Annotated in this window: 25 protein-coding genes and 4 pseudogenes; 8 read left to right on the top strand and 21 right to left on the bottom strand. The window is 54.8% G+C overall.

All coding sequences use genetic code 11. The features are described 5' to 3' along the window. Positions 1-20: 20 nt before the first annotated feature. The 10 genes from GF617_RS17610 to GF617_RS17565 form a co-directional block, all read right to left on the bottom strand. Positions 21-284, bottom strand: coding sequence for a hypothetical protein (locus GF617_RS17610; RefSeq protein ID WP_008324174.1), 264 nt, complete (start codon positions 282-284; stop codon positions 21-23). A gap of 85 nt (positions 285-369) precedes the next feature. Then, on the bottom strand, positions 370-714 hold the full coding sequence (locus tag GF617_RS17605; protein WP_008324177.1) for a hypothetical protein: 345 nt from the start codon (positions 712-714) through the stop codon (positions 370-372). A 46-nt stretch (positions 715-760) separates the two neighbouring features. Next, positions 761-1,048: a hypothetical protein gene (locus GF617_RS17600; RefSeq protein WP_008324178.1), complete on the bottom strand. Its 288-nt coding sequence runs from the start codon at positions 1,046-1,048 to the stop codon at positions 761-763. 53 nt (positions 1,049-1,101) lie between these two features. Continuing rightward, a complete protein-coding gene (locus GF617_RS17595) occupies positions 1,102-1,476 on the bottom strand; it encodes a hypothetical protein (RefSeq protein WP_008324180.1) in 375 nt (124 codons plus the stop codon). A gap of 626 nt (positions 1,477-2,102) precedes the next feature. Further along, entirely contained in the window at positions 2,103-2,462 is a 360-nt protein-coding gene (locus GF617_RS17590; RefSeq protein WP_008324181.1) for a hypothetical protein, read from the bottom strand. 61 nt (positions 2,463-2,523) lie between these two features. Then, positions 2,524-2,847, bottom strand: coding sequence for a hypothetical protein (locus GF617_RS17585; protein ID WP_008324183.1), 324 nt, complete (start codon positions 2,845-2,847; stop codon positions 2,524-2,526). After that, complete coding sequence (locus GF617_RS17580; RefSeq protein ID WP_008324185.1) at positions 2,844-3,572, bottom strand: plasmid SOS inhibition protein A; 729 nt, start codon at positions 3,570-3,572, stop codon at positions 2,844-2,846. Before GF617_RS17580 ends, GF617_RS17585 begins: the two co-directional genes overlap by 4 nt. Continuing rightward, positions 3,569-4,000, bottom strand: a complete 432-nt coding sequence (psiB, locus tag GF617_RS17575) for a conjugation system SOS inhibitor PsiB (RefSeq protein WP_008324186.1) — start codon at positions 3,998-4,000, stop codon at positions 3,569-3,571. Before psiB ends, GF617_RS17580 begins: the two co-directional genes overlap by 4 nt. Positions 4,001-4,042: 42 nt before the next feature. Further along, complete coding sequence (locus tag GF617_RS17570) at positions 4,043-6,052, bottom strand: ParB/RepB/Spo0J family partition protein (protein ID WP_008324188.1); 2,010 nt, start codon at positions 6,050-6,052, stop codon at positions 4,043-4,045. Positions 6,053-6,122: 70 nt separating this feature from the next. Further along, a complete protein-coding gene (locus GF617_RS17565) occupies positions 6,123-6,353 on the bottom strand; it encodes a DUF905 domain-containing protein (RefSeq protein ID WP_008324190.1) in 231 nt (76 codons plus the stop codon). Between the two features lie 284 nt (positions 6,354-6,637). On the opposite strand from GF617_RS17565, the pseudogene GF617_RS27545 reads away from it, so the two are divergent. Continuing rightward, positions 6,638-6,861, top strand: a pseudogene (locus tag GF617_RS27545) (hypothetical protein); the annotation flags it as partial. Between the two features lie 117 nt (positions 6,862-6,978). On the opposite strand, the pseudogene GF617_RS17555 reads toward GF617_RS27545, so the two are convergent. The 8 genes and pseudogenes from GF617_RS17555 to GF617_RS17520 all read right to left on the bottom strand — a co-directional run bounded on the left by GF617_RS17555 (position 6,979) and on the right by GF617_RS17520 (position 11,077). Continuing rightward, positions 6,979-7,295 (bottom strand): annotated as a pseudogene (locus GF617_RS17555) (hypothetical protein). A 34-nt stretch (positions 7,296-7,329) separates the two neighbouring features. Further along, positions 7,330-7,584, bottom strand: a complete 255-nt coding sequence (locus GF617_RS17550; RefSeq protein ID WP_008324193.1) for a DNA polymerase III subunit theta — start codon at positions 7,582-7,584, stop codon at positions 7,330-7,332. A gap of 192 nt (positions 7,585-7,776) precedes the next feature. After that, positions 7,777-7,968 carry a hypothetical protein gene (locus tag GF617_RS17545; RefSeq protein WP_008324194.1) on the bottom strand — a complete coding sequence of 64 codons (192 nt, stop codon included), beginning with the start codon at positions 7,966-7,968 and terminating at the stop codon, positions 7,777-7,779. A gap of 42 nt (positions 7,969-8,010) precedes the next feature. Further along, the gene (locus GF617_RS17540; protein ID WP_114191415.1) at positions 8,011-8,517 is read right to left on the bottom strand and encodes an antirestriction protein ArdA; all 507 of its coding nucleotides are present in this window, start codon (positions 8,515-8,517) and stop codon (positions 8,011-8,013) included. Positions 8,518-8,915: 398 nt separating this feature from the next. After that, positions 8,916-9,695: a hypothetical protein gene (locus tag GF617_RS17535; RefSeq protein ID WP_008324198.1), complete on the bottom strand. Its 780-nt coding sequence runs from the start codon at positions 9,693-9,695 to the stop codon at positions 8,916-8,918. A 53-nt stretch (positions 9,696-9,748) separates the two neighbouring features. Next, a complete protein-coding gene (locus GF617_RS17530) occupies positions 9,749-10,168 on the bottom strand; it encodes a DUF1380 family protein (protein ID WP_008324200.1) in 420 nt (139 codons plus the stop codon). Next, positions 10,152-10,400, bottom strand: a complete 249-nt coding sequence (locus GF617_RS17525; protein WP_008324202.1) for a hypothetical protein — start codon at positions 10,398-10,400, stop codon at positions 10,152-10,154. Before GF617_RS17525 ends, GF617_RS17530 begins: the two co-directional genes overlap by 17 nt. Continuing rightward, positions 10,400-11,077, bottom strand: coding sequence for a DNA methylase (locus GF617_RS17520; protein ID WP_008324204.1), 678 nt, complete (start codon positions 11,075-11,077; stop codon positions 10,400-10,402). The genes GF617_RS17525 and GF617_RS17520 overlap by 1 nt, the downstream gene beginning before the upstream one ends. A 359-nt stretch (positions 11,078-11,436) precedes the next feature. On the opposite strand from GF617_RS17520, the gene GF617_RS17515 reads away from it, so the two are divergent. The 3 genes and pseudogenes from GF617_RS17515 to GF617_RS17505 all read left to right on the top strand — a co-directional run. Next, positions 11,437-12,108: an SOS response-associated peptidase family protein gene (locus GF617_RS17515; protein ID WP_008324206.1), complete on the top strand. Its 672-nt coding sequence runs from the start codon at positions 11,437-11,439 to the stop codon at positions 12,106-12,108. A gap of 179 nt (positions 12,109-12,287) precedes the next feature. Beyond that, positions 12,288-12,710 (top strand): translesion error-prone DNA polymerase V autoproteolytic subunit, encoded by a 423-nt coding sequence (umuD, locus tag GF617_RS17510; protein ID WP_008324207.1) that lies wholly within the window; start codon positions 12,288-12,290, stop codon positions 12,708-12,710. Beyond that, positions 12,710-12,838 (top strand): annotated as a pseudogene (locus tag GF617_RS17505) (DNA polymerase V subunit UmuC); the annotation flags it as partial. The gene umuD and the pseudogene GF617_RS17505, both read left to right, overlap by 1 nt. A gap of 44 nt (positions 12,839-12,882) precedes the next feature. Here GF617_RS17505 and GF617_RS17500 read toward each other — a convergent pair. Further along, complete coding sequence (locus GF617_RS17500; RefSeq protein WP_239006527.1) at positions 12,883-14,547, bottom strand: Mov34/MPN/PAD-1 family protein; 1,665 nt, start codon at positions 14,545-14,547, stop codon at positions 12,883-12,885. 105 nt (positions 14,548-14,652) lie between these two features. Here GF617_RS17500 and GF617_RS17495 point away from each other — a divergent pair. Continuing rightward, positions 14,653-15,350, top strand: a protein-coding gene (locus GF617_RS17495; RefSeq protein WP_223826526.1) for an IS1-like element IS1A family transposase whose coding sequence is annotated in 2 segments (ribosomal slippage) — positions 14,653-14,902 and positions 14,902-15,350 — 699 coding nt in all. Because the reading frame shifts where the segments join, the coding sequence is not laid out codon by codon here. On the opposite strand, the gene GF617_RS17490 is transcribed toward GF617_RS17495, so the two are convergent. Both GF617_RS17490 and GF617_RS17485 read right to left on the bottom strand, forming a co-directional pair. Beyond that, the gene (locus GF617_RS17490) at positions 15,285-16,895 is read right to left on the bottom strand and encodes a hypothetical protein (RefSeq protein ID WP_023294860.1); all 1,611 of its coding nucleotides are present in this window, start codon (positions 16,893-16,895) and stop codon (positions 15,285-15,287) included. The two genes, GF617_RS17495 and GF617_RS17490, sit on opposite strands and share 66 nt — an antisense overlap. Continuing rightward, positions 16,879-17,886 (bottom strand): site-specific integrase, encoded by a 1,008-nt coding sequence (locus GF617_RS17485; protein WP_008325196.1) that lies wholly within the window; start codon positions 17,884-17,886, stop codon positions 16,879-16,881. The genes GF617_RS17490 and GF617_RS17485 overlap by 17 nt, the downstream gene beginning before the upstream one ends. Positions 17,887-17,947: 61 nt before the next feature. Here GF617_RS17485 and umuC point away from each other — a divergent pair. The 3 genes and pseudogenes from umuC to GF617_RS17470 form a co-directional block, all read left to right on the top strand. Then, a pseudogene (gene umuC / locus GF617_RS17480) lies at positions 17,948-19,090 on the top strand (translesion error-prone DNA polymerase V subunit UmuC); the annotation flags it as partial. Between the two features lie 78 nt (positions 19,091-19,168). Beyond that, positions 19,169-19,420 carry a type II toxin-antitoxin system Phd/YefM family antitoxin gene (locus GF617_RS17475; RefSeq protein ID WP_004118488.1) on the top strand — a complete coding sequence of 84 codons (252 nt, stop codon included), beginning with the start codon at positions 19,169-19,171 and terminating at the stop codon, positions 19,418-19,420. A 53-nt stretch (positions 19,421-19,473) separates the two neighbouring features. Further along, positions 19,474-19,779: a hypothetical protein gene (locus GF617_RS17470; protein WP_008325193.1), complete on the top strand. Its 306-nt coding sequence runs from the start codon at positions 19,474-19,476 to the stop codon at positions 19,777-19,779. Positions 19,780-20,672 lie beyond the last annotated feature (893 nt).

Raw genomic sequence — 20,672 nt, 5'->3', positions numbered from 1 at the left:
CGTAAGGAGCGGCTCAGTTATCAGTTAAATGCCCGCTTCAGTTCGAGCGTGCGTAACACCTGCCCCCACTCACTCCCGCGCATGGCAGGAATACGAACGGCGCGCCCCTTCTTCCGGCAGTGCGCTATGTGACGGCCCAGCGCCCGCATTTCGGCGCTGATGTCGTCACGGTCGATATCACTGCGTTTAATACGCACCTGTTTTTTTACGGGTGCGTTTTCCGCCTCAAGCATCTGGACATACAGGGCGGTCGGTGTAACAATCGAAACTTCACTGAATTGCATTGGTTTGTTCCTTTTGGTGAAGGCCGGATTAATCGTTGCAAGCGGGTAAATCCGGCGGGATATGGCAGACGAAAGTCTGCCTTTTTCATTTCTGGCGCTGCACTCCCTCCTTAACGCGTGCCAGAATCTCCGCGTGGTCAAGGTTGCTGTAGTCGCGCATCCGGTAATAACGGATACCGATCCGCGCGTAGATTTCGGTCACATTGCCGCAGACCATTTCCGCCAGCATGAAGGTTTCACACTCGCCGTTCTGACTGCTGCGCCAGTTCATCGGGTACATCAGCCCCAGCGCATCATGGAAGGCGTGTACGTCGATTTCGACGGACGCGGTCAGATATGACTTTTCGCGGCTCAGCCAGTACGCGCGTTCGGCCTCACTGGTCGCATAAATACCCGCTTCAGCGCAGGATTCGGTCAGATTTAAGTGCATGGTTTATCTCCTTCTGGTTAATGGCGTTGATATTTCGCCGTGGTGGTTATTCGTCGAACGTGATGCCGGAAAAATGCGCCATCAGGTGCAGCATGTCGGCAATCTCGTCGACTTTCTGCTGAATGGCTGGCGTGGCTTTCAGGATGCGCGTGACAGCGGTTCTGAGTTCGCCCATATAGCGGTTTGCAGACTCGCCCAGCGCCGTTTTGTCCGTATTGCTCTGGTACTTCATCAGGGCTTTACTGACGTGGTTTTGCAGGGTATCAAGTTCGCTGAGCGCGCTTTTCTCCCATGCGTCAAAGCTGAACGTACTGTTCGTGTTGCTGTTGCTCATAATGTTTCTCCGGTGTGACTGGCGGCATCCCCTGCCGCCAGCCGGTTAAGTAATCAGTAATCCGCCGCCAGCTCGATCATCAGGTCAGCACATTCACCATCGGCACGTTCTTCTTCCGCAGTCGTCAGCATGTAACCCCGTTTCGCTGCCGCCCCCATAAACGCCGGACGGTCTTTCAGTGGCAGTTCTGCCAGGTAATGCATAGCCATACCCAGCAGACGGGACTCATAAATCTCGTAGTGCAGGCCACATCCCCGGTTAGCCTGTATTTCCATACGGGCCAGCACCACGTCCGCGCGAATAACATCGAACGGGTTACGGGAATGGATATTGCGCACAAAGCCATCAGTACGCAGGGACGAGGTTTTCACCCATCTTTCGGAAGATTCTTTGGTGGCGGTTTTGACGTTGACGTTCTGTGTGTTCATCCTGCTTTTCCTCCTGTCTGGTGGTTTATCCATCTCTCGGTGAGTTCCCTGGCGGCAAAGGGCAAAGGAGCAACGGCGGGGCGGCAGGAGAAGGGCGGAGACTAAAGTTTTTGCGGTCCCTCGCAAAAAGTTTTGGCGGAGTGCATTTCACCCTTCGGATGACGACACGACGGTGCTACGACAAGCCCTCCGCCCGGGGACTTAACGGGAGAGGGCTCGCCAGAGGTACGGGGAGAGGATGAACACACCCGACACGGCGGAACGACGTGGCGTCACCTGAGTGCCGGCGGCTTTATCGCCGGCATGGTGAAAGCGGCGTGACCGGAACGGTCACTGCGAGCCGGTGTTGACGTTGCGACAGTGGGATGGAAGCCCGTCAGGGCGGAGACGGTTTACCGGCTCCGTTTACGACAGCCCCGGTTCCCGTCAGGGAGGTCGCCCGCAGTCATGGCCAGTGACCCCGTCAGACAGCAGGCAAATTTGAAAAGATGATACAGACAACTGCCACCATAATTCGCAGCGTTCGTTCTTCAGAGGTGATTCACAGCAGGAAATTACAAAGCGTGAGGACCATATAAAAGAGCAGTTATACCGCAGGCATAACCGCTCTTTTTACTTTCCTGCCCTCACGCTGGCGTATAGTTTGTTACCTTCGCCTCCAGTACACCCAGCCACTGACCAGAAGCAGAACACCGCTCAGCACCGCCAATTTCATCGGGGTTATGATCTCCCCAGAATTCCAGCTTGTATCCGATACCCCAGATAAAAAACGCCAGACCTGAAGCCACAATTCCCCACTTAAGGAGAAACAAGAGCACGTTGTCCAGCATACCTGGCGGATCGCGCCAGGTGATAACCAGCGCAATCAGGGCACAGATTGCCACCCCGGCATAGTACGCCGTGCTTCCGAACATCTCCGGCGCCGCGTAATGTATGACCAGCGTAAACAGGCCATTTAACAGCGCGACCAGTATCCAGTATCTCATCTCTAAATTATCCCTTTTAAGCACCCTGCCGACCGTATTCTGGCAGGATATGATATCAGACTCAGTGAGGCGACTTTCCCCGAAAATAATCCGGTCGCACCGTCAGTTCCCGCTCAATGAGTTCATCTGCAAACAGGGGCGCGATCCTGTTAACACGACGCGCCAGATTCCGTCGCCGCGTGGCCGCCTTTCGCTCATCGCTCCAGCGCCTGATCGGCCGTTCATACAGAAAATCAACGCAGACAGCATATCCGGCTCCTGCCACCCACAGTGACATCACGGACTCAGGGGCTGGCTTCCCGGCCTCCACCACTTCTGACGCCAGTTCAGGTTCACCGGGACAGGGACCGGGACGCTTCCAGCGCAGCGAGTAACGCCACTTCATACCTGACTCCGCGCTGTCAGCTTGTTGGGTACCATCCAGCGCTCCAGCTGCCGGACAGATCCCGGACTTTCCCTTGCCAGCGCATTCGTTTCAGCCATCACCGTCCAGAAAGGCTGACTCTCCATCGTCCAGCGCTCCATTGGCTCCAGTGACGGGAAACGCTCGCTCCAGCGCCAGAACATCTCTTCCAGGTCGTACTGGCGCAGTTCAGTCCCCGACCAGCGTGCGCTCCAGCTGCTGACCGTTTCAGGCGTATGGAATGCCAGCTCAATCTCCGCCTGCCCCGCCAGCGCCTGGTACGCCTGCTCACGCTGGCACCGTTCTTTGTGACGCTGTCGGGTGTATTTTTCATCCCGCAGGGCGTCCTGACAGCGAACCCGCTCGGTCTGCTGAAAGGCCACCTCCGGAAAGAGGCGCTGACCCGCACCAACGGGAAGCGGCAGCCAGCAACGCGTCCCGCGACTTTCAATCAGCGCATCGATGGCACTGAGCCAGCTGTCCCTGCTGCCCCGCAGCTCCCGCGCCGTCAGCACCGGCGCAAAATGATGGATTTCCCTGATAGTGATGCGCGTGCTGCCCGTGAGCCGCCGGAAAAAGGCGCTGGCATACGGATACATCGTGGACACCGCGCCGCGCGACCGCCGGCGTTCAACCTCCGCGATGGCCTCCATCGCGGCGCGTCGCTCAGGGCTGAAGGGAACCAGTGACAGGTTTGCAGGTATCATGCCGCGCCCTCCGCTGCCAGAATACTGATGATGCTGGCCTGACTGTATCCGTCCGCATCGAGACGCGCCGTCAGGCTGACGGTGTGGCTGACAAGCTCCGGCTGGTAGCCGCTCAGGGTACGAATGACGGAGAACGGGCGACCGCTGGCGGGCACGAACACCACCATCCACGCCGGACTGATGGCACCAGGACTGCACACCGCAATATGGTAATTGCCGTGCGAGGGGGTAAAGCGTATCTGTACGGGGAAGAAGCCGCCGAACTCGCTGCGGTACTCGCCGTTCACATCCCAGTTTTCAGGGCAGGACAGGTCACGCATGACGGCGTGGGTCAGTTCGCGGCGGAAGTCTTCGCCGCTGTCCCGCCAGTCCTCAAACTCATCACAGGACATCGTTTTCAGTACATCGGGGGTCAGAATAGTGCGCATGGGTATCTCCTTATCGCCGCCCCGCAGGGCGGCGCTCCGTTATCAGGCGGCGTGTGCCGTGTTGGTGGTGTCGTTGTCAGGGCTGTCGGTATCTGAAGCCGCGTCGTCTGCACCGGATTCACCCGCTGACTCCGGTCCTTTGAGCCATGCCGGAACCCAGCGGGTGTGCTGCATAAAGTGCTCCGCATGCGCTGCAGCATCGCCCTTCTTCATCTTCTCCGCGTCACCCGCCGCGCCCGTCAGCCCCGCCTCTTTCAGGGAGGCGACAATCTGCGGATGTTTCAGGCTGCCGAAGTAGTTGTCCTTCGTCGGCTGCCACCAGTCGCGCAGGTGGAAGCCGATTGCCGCCTCGACCGCATCGAGGGTACTGCGCGAGGTGTGCCCCATATCGCGGGTCTGCACCCCGTCAACGGAACAGGCCGTGCAGAAGGCCATCAGCGACATCAACACCCCGCCGTCAAGGGCAAAGAAGGTGGTGAAGTCCTTCTCCCACCCTTCCGGCAGCAGGGCTTTCAGCCTTGCCCGTTCGGTCATCAGGATGTTAAACGCTGCGCCATCCTTACCGGACGGGGCGTTCTCCGTCAGGCTGCCGTGAGATACAGTGAGGCTGATACGGAACGGATGCGTCGTGGTCAGGCAGCCCGAGAAGACGCAGGTACACATGCGCCAGACCATCAGCGCCACCGCCTTTTCGGGCTGCTGCATCAGCGCCGCCTGGACTGCCAGCGTACGTTCGGAGGTCATTTTCGTGAGCAGCGGAACACTGATCCCCTCTGCGGCGTCGGGCTGGCGTGAGGTGAATGGCACCGTTACGCTGCTGGTTACGGTTTCTTCAGGCATATCCGCTTTCAGGCGCACACCGCGCTGCACGTACACCTGCCCTTCGTACAGGCTGACCATCACTCCCGCGCCTGACTTCATGTCGTCAGTCCACGCGCTGGCTTCTGCCGCCGCCTGAATGGCGAGGATGTCCGCTTCGATCGCATCTGACTCGTCGCAAACGCTGTCATATGTATCGTACTGCTCCCGCAGCGCACCAAGACGCTGCTGCTGCTCAGGGGTGTACACCGGATCGGGTTCAGCAGGCTGCACGAACTCCTTACCGTCTTCGCCGTGGTACCAGATGCGGGCTGCGCGTCCGCGACTCCATGCCCAGCCCTCCCGCTGCTGAATGTCCTGCGCGATACGCTCCAGCTTTTCCTGCACCAGACGCTCAACCAGCACGCTGTCAGCCGTACCGTCGCCCTCGTCCTGGCTGAACAGATCTTCACGGATGTAACCCCCTGCCGCCTCGTAGGCATCGCGCCCGATAAAACGAAATTTGGCGTTGTCGGTGCGCATCTCGGTTTCGGTAATAGCGCGTTTAATCAGGTGTGCGGGCGCGTTTGACCAGCTGGCCTTCACGTTTTCGAATACCTCGACCTGACGGGCAGGATCGTCCTCGAGACAGAGCGCCTGACACTGCTCAACGGTCAGTTCGTCCTGTGCAAGCTTCTCCATCAGGGAGGGGGCGAGGTTTGCCAGCTTCAGCATGCGCTGCACGTGACGGGAGCCGAAGCCGAGCGCGTCGCCAATCTGCGCGGGGGTTTTGCCCTGCCCTGCCAGCGTACGGAAACCTGCAATCTGCTCGGCGGGATGCATGGCGGCGCGCTGCTCGTTCTCGGCGACGGAGGCAAGGGCGGCAATGTCGTCGGAAACACGCTTCACCATAACGGTATGGTCAGCAGCGAGACGCCCTTCCTGCGCCAGCAGTTGCAGGGCAGTTAATCGGCGGCCACCTGCGGCCACGCCGGATTGTCCGTCCGCGAGGGTGTGAACAATAAGGTTCTGCAGCAGTCCGAGCGTCTCGATGGAGTCGGCCAGACCGCGAACGCTGTCCACGGAATAGGGGATGGAGCGCACGTTCAGCGGGGATTTAACGAGATCGGACAGCGGAACGTACTCGACCGCAGCGGCCTCAAGGGCGATCTTCAGGGCAGCCTCCTGTGCCTTCGTAATTTTTTTGCTGCTCGCTTTTTTGGGTGCTTTTGCTTTAACATCGGTTACTGACATAGTTGATACCTCACTGATTGATGATTGTCCGGCCCTGCGGAGTTACCGCTCCGGCAGGGCACCTTCTTATTTACTGCTGTTTACGAATACCGTAACGTTCGATGTAACGGTTGAGCCATTTCCCGGCATCCGCTTCAAAATTCCACGCGCGCCAGACCATTACGCCGTTCTGACGAACGACCAGACGAAAATGTGTACCCTGATCGTCCTCAATTGCCACGTTGGTGTACTGCGCCGCAACGACCTCAGCCTGTTCGCGGGTAAAGGTGTCGTCGGGTAAAACCGCCAGCGCCTCGCTCATGTTGCCCCTCCTTCTGAACCTGTTTTGCTTTTAAAAAACCATCACCCATTGAGTTGCCGGGGCCGCGGTTTTGACGTTTTGCGGGGACCTGCTGAACGCCCCCGCTGGTTGTTACCTTCACCCGTTTGAGAGCCGTTCGCCGCAGGGGCGTAAACCAGCGCGGGCGATGGCGGATGTCCGGGGCGCGGTTTACCGCGTGCCATTTACCCTGGACAGCTGACAGCGGCTGTGCTTGTCTCAGCCCCGGCGAAAGGACTCAAAAGGGTGAAAAAACCAGGCAAGGAATGAGCAGGAACCCGCCGCAACGACGGAAAGCGCGGGCGCGAAACGGCGTTGCCCCTTACAGCCCGGCGGCCGTTGATTTTCGCCGGGGTGCAGGGAGCGCAGGCCACGGCGCGACAGAGGCGGCGCATCCTGATAAGGATGCTGCAAGCCCTGGTGTTGCGTCATGGGATGGAAGCCCGAAGGGCGGAGACGGTTTACCGGCTCCGTTCACGACAGCCCGCCCGGACGCCCGCAATGAAAACGGGAACGGGCAGAAAACAGAAAACGGGAGGATAAGAATGGATTACATGCGGCTAAAATGATGGCTGACGATCATCCAGCTTGATGCCAGCCGGGAACATCAGGAGCGAAAATGCTTTTCTTTTCTGTACTGCACAACGCTATACCAGGCCGAAGCCAGGAAAGCAAAAACGGTGATCAGCATCTTAATTCGTCCCCCGGTTCCTTCCCCTTCAGCATCAAAATTATGATGATGCCGGCAACGATAATCCATGCAACGCCACTCCAGAGACGCAGTTTATCCGCCGCGACATTAATCAGGATAAAAGCAACGGCCAAGATTCCCCCCCATAGAGCCGGTACAGGCTGAAACGGAATAAACAACAGGTTAATACCGGTTAAAAGAGTCACGGCCGCAAACATCAGAGACATACGCATAAAATTTCCTCCCTGGACACACTGACTATAAGAATCACTTCTGCTGCTCATCTCCGGGTTTATTATATTCGGGCGCATTTGCGCGCGGCAGCTGCTGACTGTTCTGCCGATGAACGTCAAGCCGTTCACGAAAATACTGGCGAAGATGTTCAGGCTGTTCCCGTTCAACAAGCTCAGGCACAACAGGCTTGTTCATCCTTTCCTGCCAGGCAACGGCAGCGGCGGCTTTATCGACTGAGACCTTATCCTGATCATCTTTTGAGAAAGAGGCGATATTCCACTTCGACATATGCTTCACCGGTCTGCTTTACAGGAAGATATCCCTGATAATACGCGCTTTCCCGGGCAACAGCGACTGACAACGGAGAGGAGAGTGCGCGGCGCCGGAGGCGCGGCGAAGTTTCTCTCCGGCAGGCGCAGCCTGCCCGGTTTTTCGCGCGGGCTGACAGGCGCCCTCCGGCCCGGACGCCTGCCATCATACTTACTGGCCTTTTCCACCCTGTAAGATGAAATGACCGCCGATGTACACGGCACACTGACAGGTCATGTATTCGCAGATTTCATCCATCACCTGCGCGGTGGTCAGTTCCCGCTGACCGGCATCACGTCGGCGGGCATTAATCAGGGCTTTGTACTGTCGCAGGATCTCGCGGGTTTCCGATGCAAGTTTCATACGTTTTCTCCTTAACCGGCGGGTTTCCCCGCCGGACATTAATCAGTTGCTGAAGACATAGCCGTCATGGAACACATAACCGCTGCTGAACAGGTCACGCGCCCAGGCTTCAAAATCGAAATAGCTGCGCAACGGCTCCGGCACCTCATTTAACAGGCCGTTGTCCTCCACCATCTCCCGCGCATAGTCTTCCTCGCTTTCCGCCTCGCCGCGGTACGCATCATCAAACGCGTCATAGTCACATTCGCCGGTATACTCCGCCCAGGCGATAAAAGCGGCTTCCTTGCCCTCTTCTTCGGCGCGTTTGTAAGCGGCGATAAAATCCCAGTCAATGGAGCATTCAGAGACGAACTGCGACGGAATGCCCTCCCAGTCCTGGAACATAAACTCGGCATCCCATTCATCGGCATGCAGTGCCTGACAGGCCTCGTAAAAATCTTCCCTGCCGTTAAACTCCGTCAGATCAAACCATTTGCCGAAAATGCTGCCGCAGTTGTATTTGTGATACGTGCCCACGTAAACAGCCGGTGTGGTGGTTGTAGTGCGCATAAAAAATCCTCCATAGTCGATGTCGTCTGAGTTCCGGCTTACGCCGTGCCGACACGACAGCCGGGCGAAAAGCGGAGGATGCAAGGGCGTCACCGAAGCCGCAGCGCAGTAAAAAAGCAGGAGCTGGCTGGACGGTTTGACGGCGAAAATTGAGCCGGAAAACGACGGGAAGACGGCGGATAACGTATGAAATAAACTGCGACCGGGTGAAGGTGACGGCGTTTACGCTTCCCTTGCATCAGCCGCGGCCCGGCTATAGTAGAGGCACGGCGTTTGCCGCAGGCCGCACGGGACGTTACTCACCGCGAAGCCGGAACAACGTGAAGGAAGAGCCGTAAAAGTGGAGCCGGCGACATCCTTCGTGGTGGATTCAGGGGGCCGCCGCCCCCTGCTGTTCGCTACACTGGCCGGATTGCTGACAGGGCATTGCGGACAAGACTGATTTCTGCACGCGCTTCTGCCATGACCTCATGTAACAGGGTTAAATCCATCCACCGGCGCGGAGGCTCGCCCGGAATACGCAGCACATCGCACATCTGGCCACATGCCAGGATTTGATCAACATTGTCGCTGATAACAAAGAACTCGACGCTGCTGTAGCGTGCCCCTTTGTTCAGGATGGCATCGAGCACCACCGGCAAATTGTCATCATCGTCCAGCCAGCAGGGCATATCATTTTCCTTCACAACCAGACGGAAGTTTCGGGTCTGGCGATAAAACAGCGTTTCCCCGCGCGTGGTCAGCGCCGCCTTTATCCGGCGCGCATCCTCCCATACCTGCCGGGAGATATCCCGCACCGCGCGGGACAGGCAATCCGTTACAGCCTGAATCTCCGGCTCCGTCAGCCATTCCCCGGCCCAGGGGAACGCTATCTGTGTTCCGTCCTCCGGAAGCTGCGGCGCGTCGGCATAGCGGCTGCCGGATAAAATAATCTGCGCTGGCGTCCCGGCTATTTTTGTCATGGCACTTTGCAGCTCTGCGGGTACGTCACCGGTACAAAGCAAAGGCAGCAGATGAACAATATTTGCCGCATCCAGACGGACATAAATGCTTATCCATCCCGGTTTATTGACCGGATCACGCTGATCAACATCGGTATGGTCAGGCCATCCATAATCAGCAATCAAATCGCGCGCACGGCGCATAACAAGGGCGGTTAACGTGGTGATTTCCTGCATAATGGGTTCCTCTGAACGGGGTCAGTACACGCCGCCCGGGCGGCGTGTTGATTTCAGTTTTTCAGTAAGGCGCGAACTTTCGCCGCATCAGCCAGGCGGCGGGTAACGCTTTCCGGGACCGGATGATTGCTGTCACGGGCGGTCCATTCCCTGTGCCATAACGCCTGTTCGGCAGTGGTCAGCAGGGTTTCAAGCAGGTCAGCCGGCACACTCACCGCCGCTGCGGCCTGTTTCACCTGTTCAATCAGATCCATCACCGCACCGGCAGACACGCCCGATTCAAGCCGTTGTTCCTCCGGAATGGCGTCCATACGCGCCAGTACCACCCTTGTGTCCTGCTCCGAAACAGCATATTCCATTCCGTCGGCCAGCGCTTCGATATCCGCCGGGGACCAGACAATGAGGTTCAGCGGGGTTTCTGCGGGATACTGTTCACGCAACAACTGGCAGAGGGTTTCACAGGTTCCGTACATATTTTTCTCCTCTGTCCTTAAAGCAGGCATCCAACTCAAGAATTTCGTTGTATGCCGCCATAAACAGGGCATTGATGCGAAAAAGGGTCTGACGGGTCAGGCGTTCGGCCAGCACATCGGAGTCAAAGCGATAGCGGTGCTCCATCCCGTTCAGCGTCGCCCGCAGGTCACACATGCTGTTGGCGATTTCCGCCACTTCTGCGCGGAGTTTTTCGTGTCCGGCATAGTTCATTACGCGGCCTCCGGGAACTCGTCGTTAGCGGCCGGGTACTGCATGGCGCGCCGGACGGCGGCCAGACGTTGCTGTCCGGCCCGGTGATACTGCTCCAGCAGTTCAATACCGATGTAACGACGGCCAGCCTGGAGGGCGGCCACACAGGTGGAGCCACTTCCGGCAAAGGGGTCGAGCACAATTGCGCCGGGATGTGTGAAAGACTCAATCAGCGGTTGCAGGCTGGTTACGGGTTTTTCTGTCGGGTGGTGCCGGTTGCCTGAATATTTCCACGCAATCACGTCATTCAACGGGTTTTGCGGCAGGGACGGACGACCTTTTGCAAGGATGTAGGCGCATTCGTGGCGGTAGCCCACATATGCGGCCTTCGATGTGTAGGTTTTAGGGAAAACCAGATGACCAACAACGCTGAACCCGGCCTGTTTCCACGCAGCCATAAAGCGATCGACGCGGTTCCAGCCGTAGAAGCTCACCATCAGCGCGTCTTTTTTCAGCACGCGATACATCTCATGGCTGGCGGGTTGCAGCCATTCATCGGTTTTATCGCCGGCGATGGTACGCCCCTGACGGTCACGAAAACCGACGAGATATGGCGGGTCGGTCAGAATGAAATCGACAGCATTATCCGGAAAGCCGGACACGATATGGACGCAATTACCCTGGATAAATCGGGACATGGTAGTTCTCCTTTCTCAAATGCGGCGCCAGTTACGCCGTGCCGATACGACAGCCGGGCGAAAAGCGGAGAATGCAGGGGCGGTGCCGCAAGCCGCAGCGCAGTGAAAAAGCAGACGCTGGCTGGACGGTTTGACGGCGAAAATTGAGACGGAAAACGACGGGAAGACGGCGGATAATGCCTTTGAAATAAACTGCGACCGGGTGAGGACACCGGCAGAGCGAACCCTTGCATTCGAAGCGGCCCGGCTACAGTAGCGGCACGGCGGCCACACGATGGCAGGAACCTGAAAAACGGCCTATGTTCTGAACTGAAGAAAACACAGATTTCGCATGCGAAATCTACACCGGAGAAACGATAATGTGCGGTCGGTTTACGCAGTACAACTCCCGCGAGGAGTACCTGGCCTTTCTCGGAGAAGAAGCAGAACGGGACATCCCGTATGATCCGGAGCCCGTCGGCCGCTACAACGTTGCGCCCGGAACCCGGGTATTACTGCTGAGTGAACGCCGCTCGCAGCTGCATCTTGATCCTGTTCACTGGGGTTATGCGCCGGAGTGGTGGAACAAGCCCGCTCTAATCAACGCCAGAAGTGAAACTGCGGCTGGCAGCCGGATGTTCAGGCCACTCTGGGAGCACGGACGGGCCATTATTTTTGCTGACGGCTGGTTTGAGTGGAAACAGCAAAACGGCGTGAAACAGCCGTTTTTCATTTACCGCAAGGACGGAAATCCACTCCTGCTCGCTGCCATCGGGAAACCACCTTTTGAGAATGGTAATGACCTGGAAGGATTCCTGATCGTCACGGCAGCTGCGGATGAGGGACTGCTGGATATTCACGATCGGCGACCGTTCGTGTACTCACCGGATGCCGCACGTAAATGGCTCAGTGAAAACACAACCGGTAAAGAGGCGGAAGACATTGCCCGTGAGGGCAGTCTTTCCGCCGAAGATTTCACATGGCACCCCGTCAGCCGGGCTGTTGGCAATCCCGGGAACCAGGGCAGGGAACTTATAGAGCCACTGGCTTAGCAGACGGTGAGATACCCGGCATCCACTCACAGGGTTATGCACCGTTTCTGTGGATAACCCAGAGCCTGTTTTATCCGGCAGAACAATAACCTGGCAGGAGCCGGTAAAATTCTCCTTGCAGGACGGGAAATATCTTAAATAATACTGTATATAAAAACAGGCATTTTAAGAGGTATGCCATGATCCTTTTTGTCACTCCCGCATCTGAACCAGCACTGTCCACCGCACCACTTTTCACAGAGCGCTGTCCGGCAGGTTTTCCGTCACCGGCCGCGGACTATACCGAAGACGAACTGGATCTGAATGCCTATTGTATCCGTCGCCCCAGCGCGACCTACTTTGTCCGGGCCATTGGCGACTCGATGAAAGATATGGGCCTGCACTCCGGCGATTTAATGGTTGTCGACAAAGCCGAAAAACCCATACAGGGGGATATTGTCATCGCAGAAACAGATGGCGAGTTCACCGTTAAACGCCTGCAGCTTAAACCCCGAATCGCCCTGCTGCCGATGAATCCCGCCTACCCCACCCTCTACCCGGAGGAACTGCAGATATTCGGCGTGGTGATGGCATTCATACATAAGACGCGGGGTACTAACTGATGTTTGCGCTCGCTGATGTGAATTCGTTCTATGCGAGCTGCGAGAAAGTTTTTCGTCCCGACCTGCGGAACAAACCTGTTGTTGTTCTTAGCAACAACGACGGCTGTGTAATAGCGCGAAGTGCCGATTATGTGGAATTGCAAGTAACACTGTGATGCAGATGAAGCGAACTTCATCTGACTATAATATTGATATCGTTTTCCGCAACAATCAGCATCACAGCAGGTAAACCTTCCACACTCATTTTTTGATGTAACTTTTTGATTAAATTATCATCTTCATTACTGGCTTTCGCTGAAAATCCTTGAGGATGGGAGTGCCATTCACCAACATAATCGACAACACGAGCGGTCAGCTGCTGAACCCGTTCTAATGCTTCCTTTTGTCCCTCTTCTCCTCGGACAAAGAAGGCTGGTGAGGATTTACTGTCGATAGGTTCTGGGAGCACATCAACCAGAATAATAGTCTTGTTCTTAAAATCAGTTATGCCCACAATAGCGCCCCCGGTTTCATTCGGTAGGGCCTGTAAACGGGTGTGTCTCAGTTTTTGTTCTAAGCCTTGATCGTATCTAACAATCCATTCGCCAGCAATTACAGATACCACAGGGTAAAGCTCAATTTCATGAGCGCTCACTGCACCTGAATTTTCATCAGACACCCAGATACATAATCGAGCATCATCCTTAAGGACGGTCTGCCGTAGTTGGCGCGACAGGATACCAGCATGAACGTGAATACATTCGTTAGACATACGTACAGAAATATCCCGACATCCACCACCGACCCAACGATCACCATAATTGTGCTGTAGGTGAGTGTTTCCCCACTCGCTGCTCAAAATTGCCCGGTAGTATTGCCCCTCAATTGCATCAATTCGGCACTGTCTGTCTGTATCCTCTATTAACATCACGCTGGCCTTGCCTGATGGTGTCAGAAACAGACTAACTGTTCTGGGTATATCATCTTTTAACGCTAGGGTCCTAGGCACCTCAAAGGTGGTACTGACATCCACAACTAAGTGAGCCTCATTCACAGCTCTGGCAATATCATGATCGTCATCAAGAATACTTTTATTGATCGCTCCGGGGAGAGGTTCATGTGGATAAATACTACCTGCGAGGTGCCGAAGAATATCAGTTTTAGGGTATCCAATATGATCATCAACCCCAATATGGCGGGGCAGATTATGTGGAAGGAGTTTGTCAGGATCGATAAATGTCCAGTGTCCCCAGCCGACTCGTATCCAGATATCAGCTAATGTGCCGCCAAGAGCCCCAACGCCAGCCAGAACACCATAGAAAGATGCATTATCAGAATCAACAGCAGAAATGTCTCTTGCTCGTGCAGCATTCATAGCCGAACGTATTTCGACAGGTAACAGTGGTAATTGTTGCCATTGTGTACCTCTTACGCCACCAAGTAGTCGGAAACGGTGCTGTATTCCCCGCTCATTCCTAGGGGCAAGTATGTCTAATACGCTGGCAAGTTCGTAGAGTGAGCGTTCCACGATATAGCCCATAACATCAGTACGTTCTGTTTTACCATCCCTTAAACGAGGAACCCATAGCAGAATTAGCAAACCTTCCTTTTCACCAGAGCTAGGGCGAAGACCTGTATCAGGTATAGCATCATAAACAGCATCAGCGAGTGGCTGGAGAAGTTCACTTCCCCAGGATTGAAGCTGCTCTTCCAGTTTTTTCAGATTGTCAGGATATGAAGCAACTAATGAGGCTTCAACTGGTGGGACGGCAATGGTTAATAAGCGAAATGGTCTGATGCCCTGATTAGAATGTTCAGGTACAGCCCTTAAAATTATCGGCTTACCATTGCTGACCATCTGGAGGCTGAGTTTATGAGCTGCGGCATGATTATAATCAAGATAATTCGGGTGATGCTGCCAACTTACTGATTTAGTGTATGATGGTGTTTTTGAGGTGCTCCAGTGGCTTCTGTTTCTATCAGCTGTCCCTCCTGTTCAGCTACTGACGGGGTGTTGCGTAACGGCAAAAGCACTGCCGGACATCAGCGCTATCTCTGCTCTCACTGCCGTAAAACATGGCAACTGCAGTTCACTTACACCGCTTCTCAACCCGGTACGCACCAGAAAATCATTGATATGGCCATGAATGGCGTTGGATGCCGGGCAACCGCCCGCATTATGGGCGTTGGCCTCAACACGATTTTACGTCACTTAAAAAACTCAGGCCGCAGTCGGTAACCTCGCGCATACAGCCGGGCAGTGACGTCATCGTCTGCGCGGAAATGGACGAACAGTGGGGCTATGTCGGGGCTAAATCGCGCCAGCGCTGGCTGTTTTACGCGTATGACAGGCTCCGGAAGACGGTTGTTGCGCACGTATTCGGTGAACGCACTATGGCGACGCTGGGGCGTCTTATGAGCCTGCTGTCACCCTTTGACGTGGTGATATGGATGACGGATGGCTGGCCGCTGTATGAATCCCGCCTGAAGGGAAAGCTGCACGTAATCAGCAAGCGATATACGCAGCGAATTGAGCGGCATAACCTGAATCTGAGGCAGCACCTGGCACGGCTGGGACGGAAGTCGCTGTCGTTCTCAAAATCGGTGGAGCTGCATGACAAAGTCATCGGGCATTATCTGAACATAAAACACTATCAATAAGTTGGAGTCATTACCTATATTTCGTTCTTTTTCCCAGCAATCAATGTATTCCCCTACGATTGGATCAACAGGTTTGGTGAAGGCCGTGCTGGTTTTGTTCACGGGGACATCCAGCAAACATATCCGAGAGCCGCCCTGATGTTCATCATTTTGCCAGCGTATACAGCCTGTTCGCATCCGCAAAATTTCATCACGACGCAACCCACCAAACAGCCAGAGAACACATAATGCACGAACCATAGAAAATGGGTAGCGATAGTAAAGTTGTTCACCATAATGCAGATCCTGCTCCTGCAGGTTCAACCCTGCCCAGACAAGTTTACTCCATATATCATCAGCAACGACTCTTGGTGCAGGGCCAATACTGGCCCGGATAGCGCGGGGTAAACGGAACGTTCTGACAGGATTAAATCGGACGATAATAAGCCCCCATTCCTGAAGGTCTCGAAAAAAAACTCTGATAGCCTGTAAAATCCCCGCCCGTGCAGAGGCTGTCATTAACTGGCCTATTCGATTCTGATACATATGGCGCGGTTCAGACCACTGGCCTATTTTCATTTGACACACTGCAGCTACGTATTCAAGTGCGATGTCCCGGCTCCAGTCTGCAGGAGAATGTATATCAGGGTGAGTGGCTTTCAGCCAGCGCCCACACTGCAGGATGCGGTACCATGTACTGAGTTCAGATGATGGTGCTTTAATAGCGGTTTTACGCCAGCGTTCACACCATCGCAACCATTCTTCCGGAACGTTACTGGTTGCACGATATTCCCCGTGAGGCCGTCTGCGCTCAAGAATACGATGGTCAATGCCCGCTGGGAACAGCCCCATCGCAGCAAATATCCTTGACAAGGTGGCCGCAGAGCGACGCATATAAACAGGCCCGTAAGTTATTACTCGCTTAAGTGTTTCCAGTTCCAATTTTTCAGGATCAACCTGCCGCTGACAAAGCATAGACAGCAGTAGCGCATTACGAATGTTATTGTCAGCAGCGACAAAGCCGAGGCGCTGCATGTTCTCCTGAAGCTTGTTTACCGCCGCCTCTGTCGCCGGGCGGCCAAAAACTTTGACAGAAAGCCGATAATGATAAAAGCAGCCAGCCGCCTCAAGTCGATTAAATCCGCACAGTAACCAAGCAATCGCGAGGACATACTGTCGACAATTACCACAGCTGCCATATTTTTTGCGAAATACCTCTTCACTGCTGCACAGCACTTCGAGCCAGTCGTCCTGGGTCCATGACCAGTAGTTTTTTTCCAGCCGGTGCATTTCCAGAATGATGTCATGAATTGCAGAATTGGTTGTTGTGGATGCGGCATTCATCCACTTTAATGCTGCTCTGAGTGGAATTATCAGGCGAGAAAGCCTTTGTCTTACACAGTTCGACCAGTTTTGTTTATGACGTCCAACAACATACTGAGCCAGCTTTATCAAAGTATCTCGTTCAATCGGCTGTAATTCGGGAGAACAATCCCAGTCAGGGTCAGGTTGCCATACTTCGTAGTCAAAAGGGGCTGGCGCATCATATTCAGTTTTCATTGCCATCCGTATTGTCCCCCTTTAAATGGTGTAACCGATGTTCATGTATCGACGCCATACCTGCGTTAAATTTTTCCGTAAGATCACGCGCACTAAGATGGATATAAAGTAACGTTGACTGGATACTCTGATGGCCGGCAAACGTAGCGATCTCATGAATATCCCAGTCAGCTCTGGCGAGATCGGTCAGACATAGATGTCTGAAGGTATGCGTACTCAATTGGGGTAGCCCCGCCTGCATTGCCAACGACCTTACGATCTTGGACCAGGTCCACCGGGTTATTGGCGCAGTTCTGTTGCGACAGGAATAAGAAAGAAACAGTGGGCCACGGGAAGTATTTAATTGTCGCCGTTCTGCTAACCAGAGGAAATATAACTCTCCGGTTACGACAGAATAGGGCACAACCCGACCTCGCTTAGTTTTTGTCGTTTCAGCCCGAACTGTTAGCAAGCGACGAGAAGGGTCAATATCGCCGGTAGCAACGGAGCACAACTCTTCCCGGCGCAGGGCACAGTCGTACGCAAGAGATAGCATAAAACGATTACGTATTGTGGTCTGGCGGGCTGCGATAAGTAAGTTTTCCCAGTCACGGTCACTCGGTATCCATGGCAGGCGTCGCTGTGCCTGAATGAGCCCCCTGCGCCCACCTCCGCCAGGATGCCAGCTGCCTCTCATAACGGGGTTCAGTACTATTAATCCTTCTTCTCGCAGGTAGTCACAATATAATCGAACGATAGTGAGTCGATGACGAAGGCTGGCAGCCGCCAGATTGCGGGAGATATTAAGATGCCGAACATACAAAGCCAGGATCTCCCGGCTGGCTTCTGTAGGGCTCACATCATTCTGGCGACAAAAACGCAGCCAATCATCGATCCCACGGGCATAAGCTTCAACCGTATTTGGCGCCTTCAGCAAACTTTCCTGTAAGCATAACCAGCGAAAAGCTGTAGGCTCAGCCATCATGTAAGGTAAAGATGCCAGCAACGATGCACGCATACACTTTCCTTCCGAGTCAGAAAGCACAACCTAAGGATAGTCAATTCCAAATAACATATAAGCCAAACGGCTGGGTATAAAGATGGGAACCCCCTGGTTCCAGCTCAAAGAGGCGCAGTTTCCTGAAAAACTGTACGTTTTTTCCAGCAACTACGAGCTCTACGCGAGCCTGAGTAACCGTGTGGTCGCCCTGCTGGAAGAGCTGTCGCCCCGCGTCGAACAATACTCAATTGACGAATGTTTCCTGGATGCCCGAGGAATTGGCCACTGTATGGATCTGGAGGATTTTGGCAGGCAGCTGCGTGGGCATGTTCTCAGTGGAACCGGACTGACGATCGGTGTCGGCTTCGGCGCCACAAAAACACTGGCCAAATCGGCGCAGTGGGCGTCAAAGGAATGGCCACAATTCAGTGGGGTGCTGGCGCTGTCGCCCGAAAATCCACGCAGAACGGCAAAATTACTCAGCCTGCAGCCGGTGGAAGAAATCTGGGGCGTGGGGAACCGGATAGCGAAAAAGCTGCACGTTATGGGGATCACCACTGCCCTGCAGCTGTCGCTGACGAACCCCACATTTATCCGGAAAAACTTCAACGTAGTGCTGGAGCGCACGGTACGTGAGCTGAACGGCGAGAGCTGCATTTCGCTGGAGGAAGCGCCGCCGCCGAAACAGCAGATTGTCTGCAGTCGCAGCTTCGGGCAGCGGATCACCACCTACGAAGAAATGCGCCAGGCCGTCTGCCAGTATGCCGAGCGCGCGGCGGAAAAGTTGCGCGGTGAGCGACAGTACTGCCGGCATATCAGCACCTTCATCAAGACGTCCCCTTTTGCGGTTAATGAGCCGTATTACGGTAACGTGGCCACGGAAAAACTGAACACCCCTACCCGTGACACCCGGGACATTATCGCGGCAGCGGTCAGGTCTCTGGACAGGATCTGGCTCGATGGCCACCGCTACGCAAAAGCGGGGATAATGCTCAATGATTTCAGTCCGAACGGCGTCGCGCAGCTGAATCTGTTCGATGACGTGCAGCCACGGCCGCACAGCGATGCGCTGATGAAGGTGCTCGACGGCATTAATCATTCCGGACTCGGGAAAGTCTGGTTTGCCGGACGGGGTATTGCGCCGGACTGGCAGATGAAACGGGAGATGCTGTCACCGGCATATACCACCCGCTGGAAGGAGCTGCCGGTTGCCCGTTTCTGACCGTCGAAATGACAGACGGGACTTGCTGCAAGAGCTTACTTTACCGATCATACAGATGACTTGTCTCAGGGGGGAACCATGACAAATATCATTCTGTGTGATGTGACTGCCAGCATCAGCGAACTTAAAAACGATCCGGTGGCCACCGCCAGTGCCGGCGGCGGCTACCCGGTCGCGATTATTGACCGCAACCGCCCTGTTTTTTATTGTGTGCCCGCGGCTCTGTATGAACAAATGCTCGATGCGCTGGACGAAAAAGACCTGGTGCAATTGATCACAGAACGTCAAAACCAGCCGCTGCGTGAAGTGGATCTCAATCAGTATCTGTGATGTGCTCCGGTGCGAGGAGCAAGGAATGTATTAAATCAATGTTAAGGAACAATATGGGTAGCAAAATCGCAGGTGTGGTTTTCTTATTCTTCACTATCTGGGGAATGGCTTCAGTGATTGAATTGCAGTACTGGCGTAACGCTGATACCTATCCTGTCTGGCTGACAAAACATCTCCGGATCTCTCCCGAAAATAACGAAAAGAGCCTGATAAGGATAGGAATGGAAACCTTTGACAAGGTATGTGGTGATAACAGGGGCCTCCTTGCCGTCACCCAAAAACAAAACGGTATGTTTATGCGCTGTGATGATTCCCCCGGATTTTTTTCATGGTTCAGCGGCGTTTACAAAGTCAGTTAATCAGATAACGTGTTGGACTTTCAATATGTTACCCACACGGTTATCCCCCGTTACTGTGGATAATCAATATATTGTGTCTCAGACAGCTGCTTTTTCTACCATATGTTGTGTCCCTGATATCCCCTCGGACGGCGTGACAAACGACATCACACTGGAGACGCTGATGACGGGACCATGTTCATCCAGGGTCGTAAGAACGGCCGGGACTGGTTACCGGCCGGACGAAGGACCGGCCAACGCGCAGCGGCGGCAGCTGGTTTTAAAAATGCTGGCGGAAATTTAAAATTAAGCCGCACACCCCGCGAAATTTTGCAAATTTCACTCAACATGCTTCGTTCAGATCCCAACAGAGCTTTCACCATCACCTGTAATAGCCGCCCTGCTGCGTGATTACTCCGCTCAACAGGTTGCTGGCGACAAGCCAATACCTGTTCGTGACAGGCATTGCTTAACCGTTGTCCCAAACTAATAATGTGCCGACGATGCAGGTGGGACCGTGGTCCCAGGCCGATAAGCTGACCGGCGATGCAGGTGGGACCGTGGTCCCAGGCAGGTAAGCTGACCGATGACGCAGGTGGGACCGTGGTCCCAGTCAGATAACCTGACCGACGACGCAGGTGGGACCGTGGTCCCAGACAGATAACCTGACCGATGACGCAGGTGAGACCGTGGTCCCAGGCAGATAACCTGACAGACGATGCAGGTGGGACCGTGGTCCCAGACAGATAAGCTGACCGATGACGCAGGTGGGACCGTGGTCCCAGACAGATAAGCTGACCGATGACGCAGGTGGGACCGTGGTCCCAGGCAGATAACCTGACCGACGACGCAGGTGGGACCGTGGTCCCAGTCAGATAACCTGACCGATGACGCAGGTGGGACCGTGGTCCCAG

Origin of the sequence: Lelliottia sp. RWM.1 (assembly GCF_016859735.1) — a bacterium.
Classification (GTDB): Bacteria; Pseudomonadota; Gammaproteobacteria; order Enterobacterales; family Enterobacteriaceae; genus Enterobacter.
The sequence above is the reverse complement of the archived record's forward strand: the minus strand, read 5'-3'. Positions and strand labels throughout refer to the sequence as shown.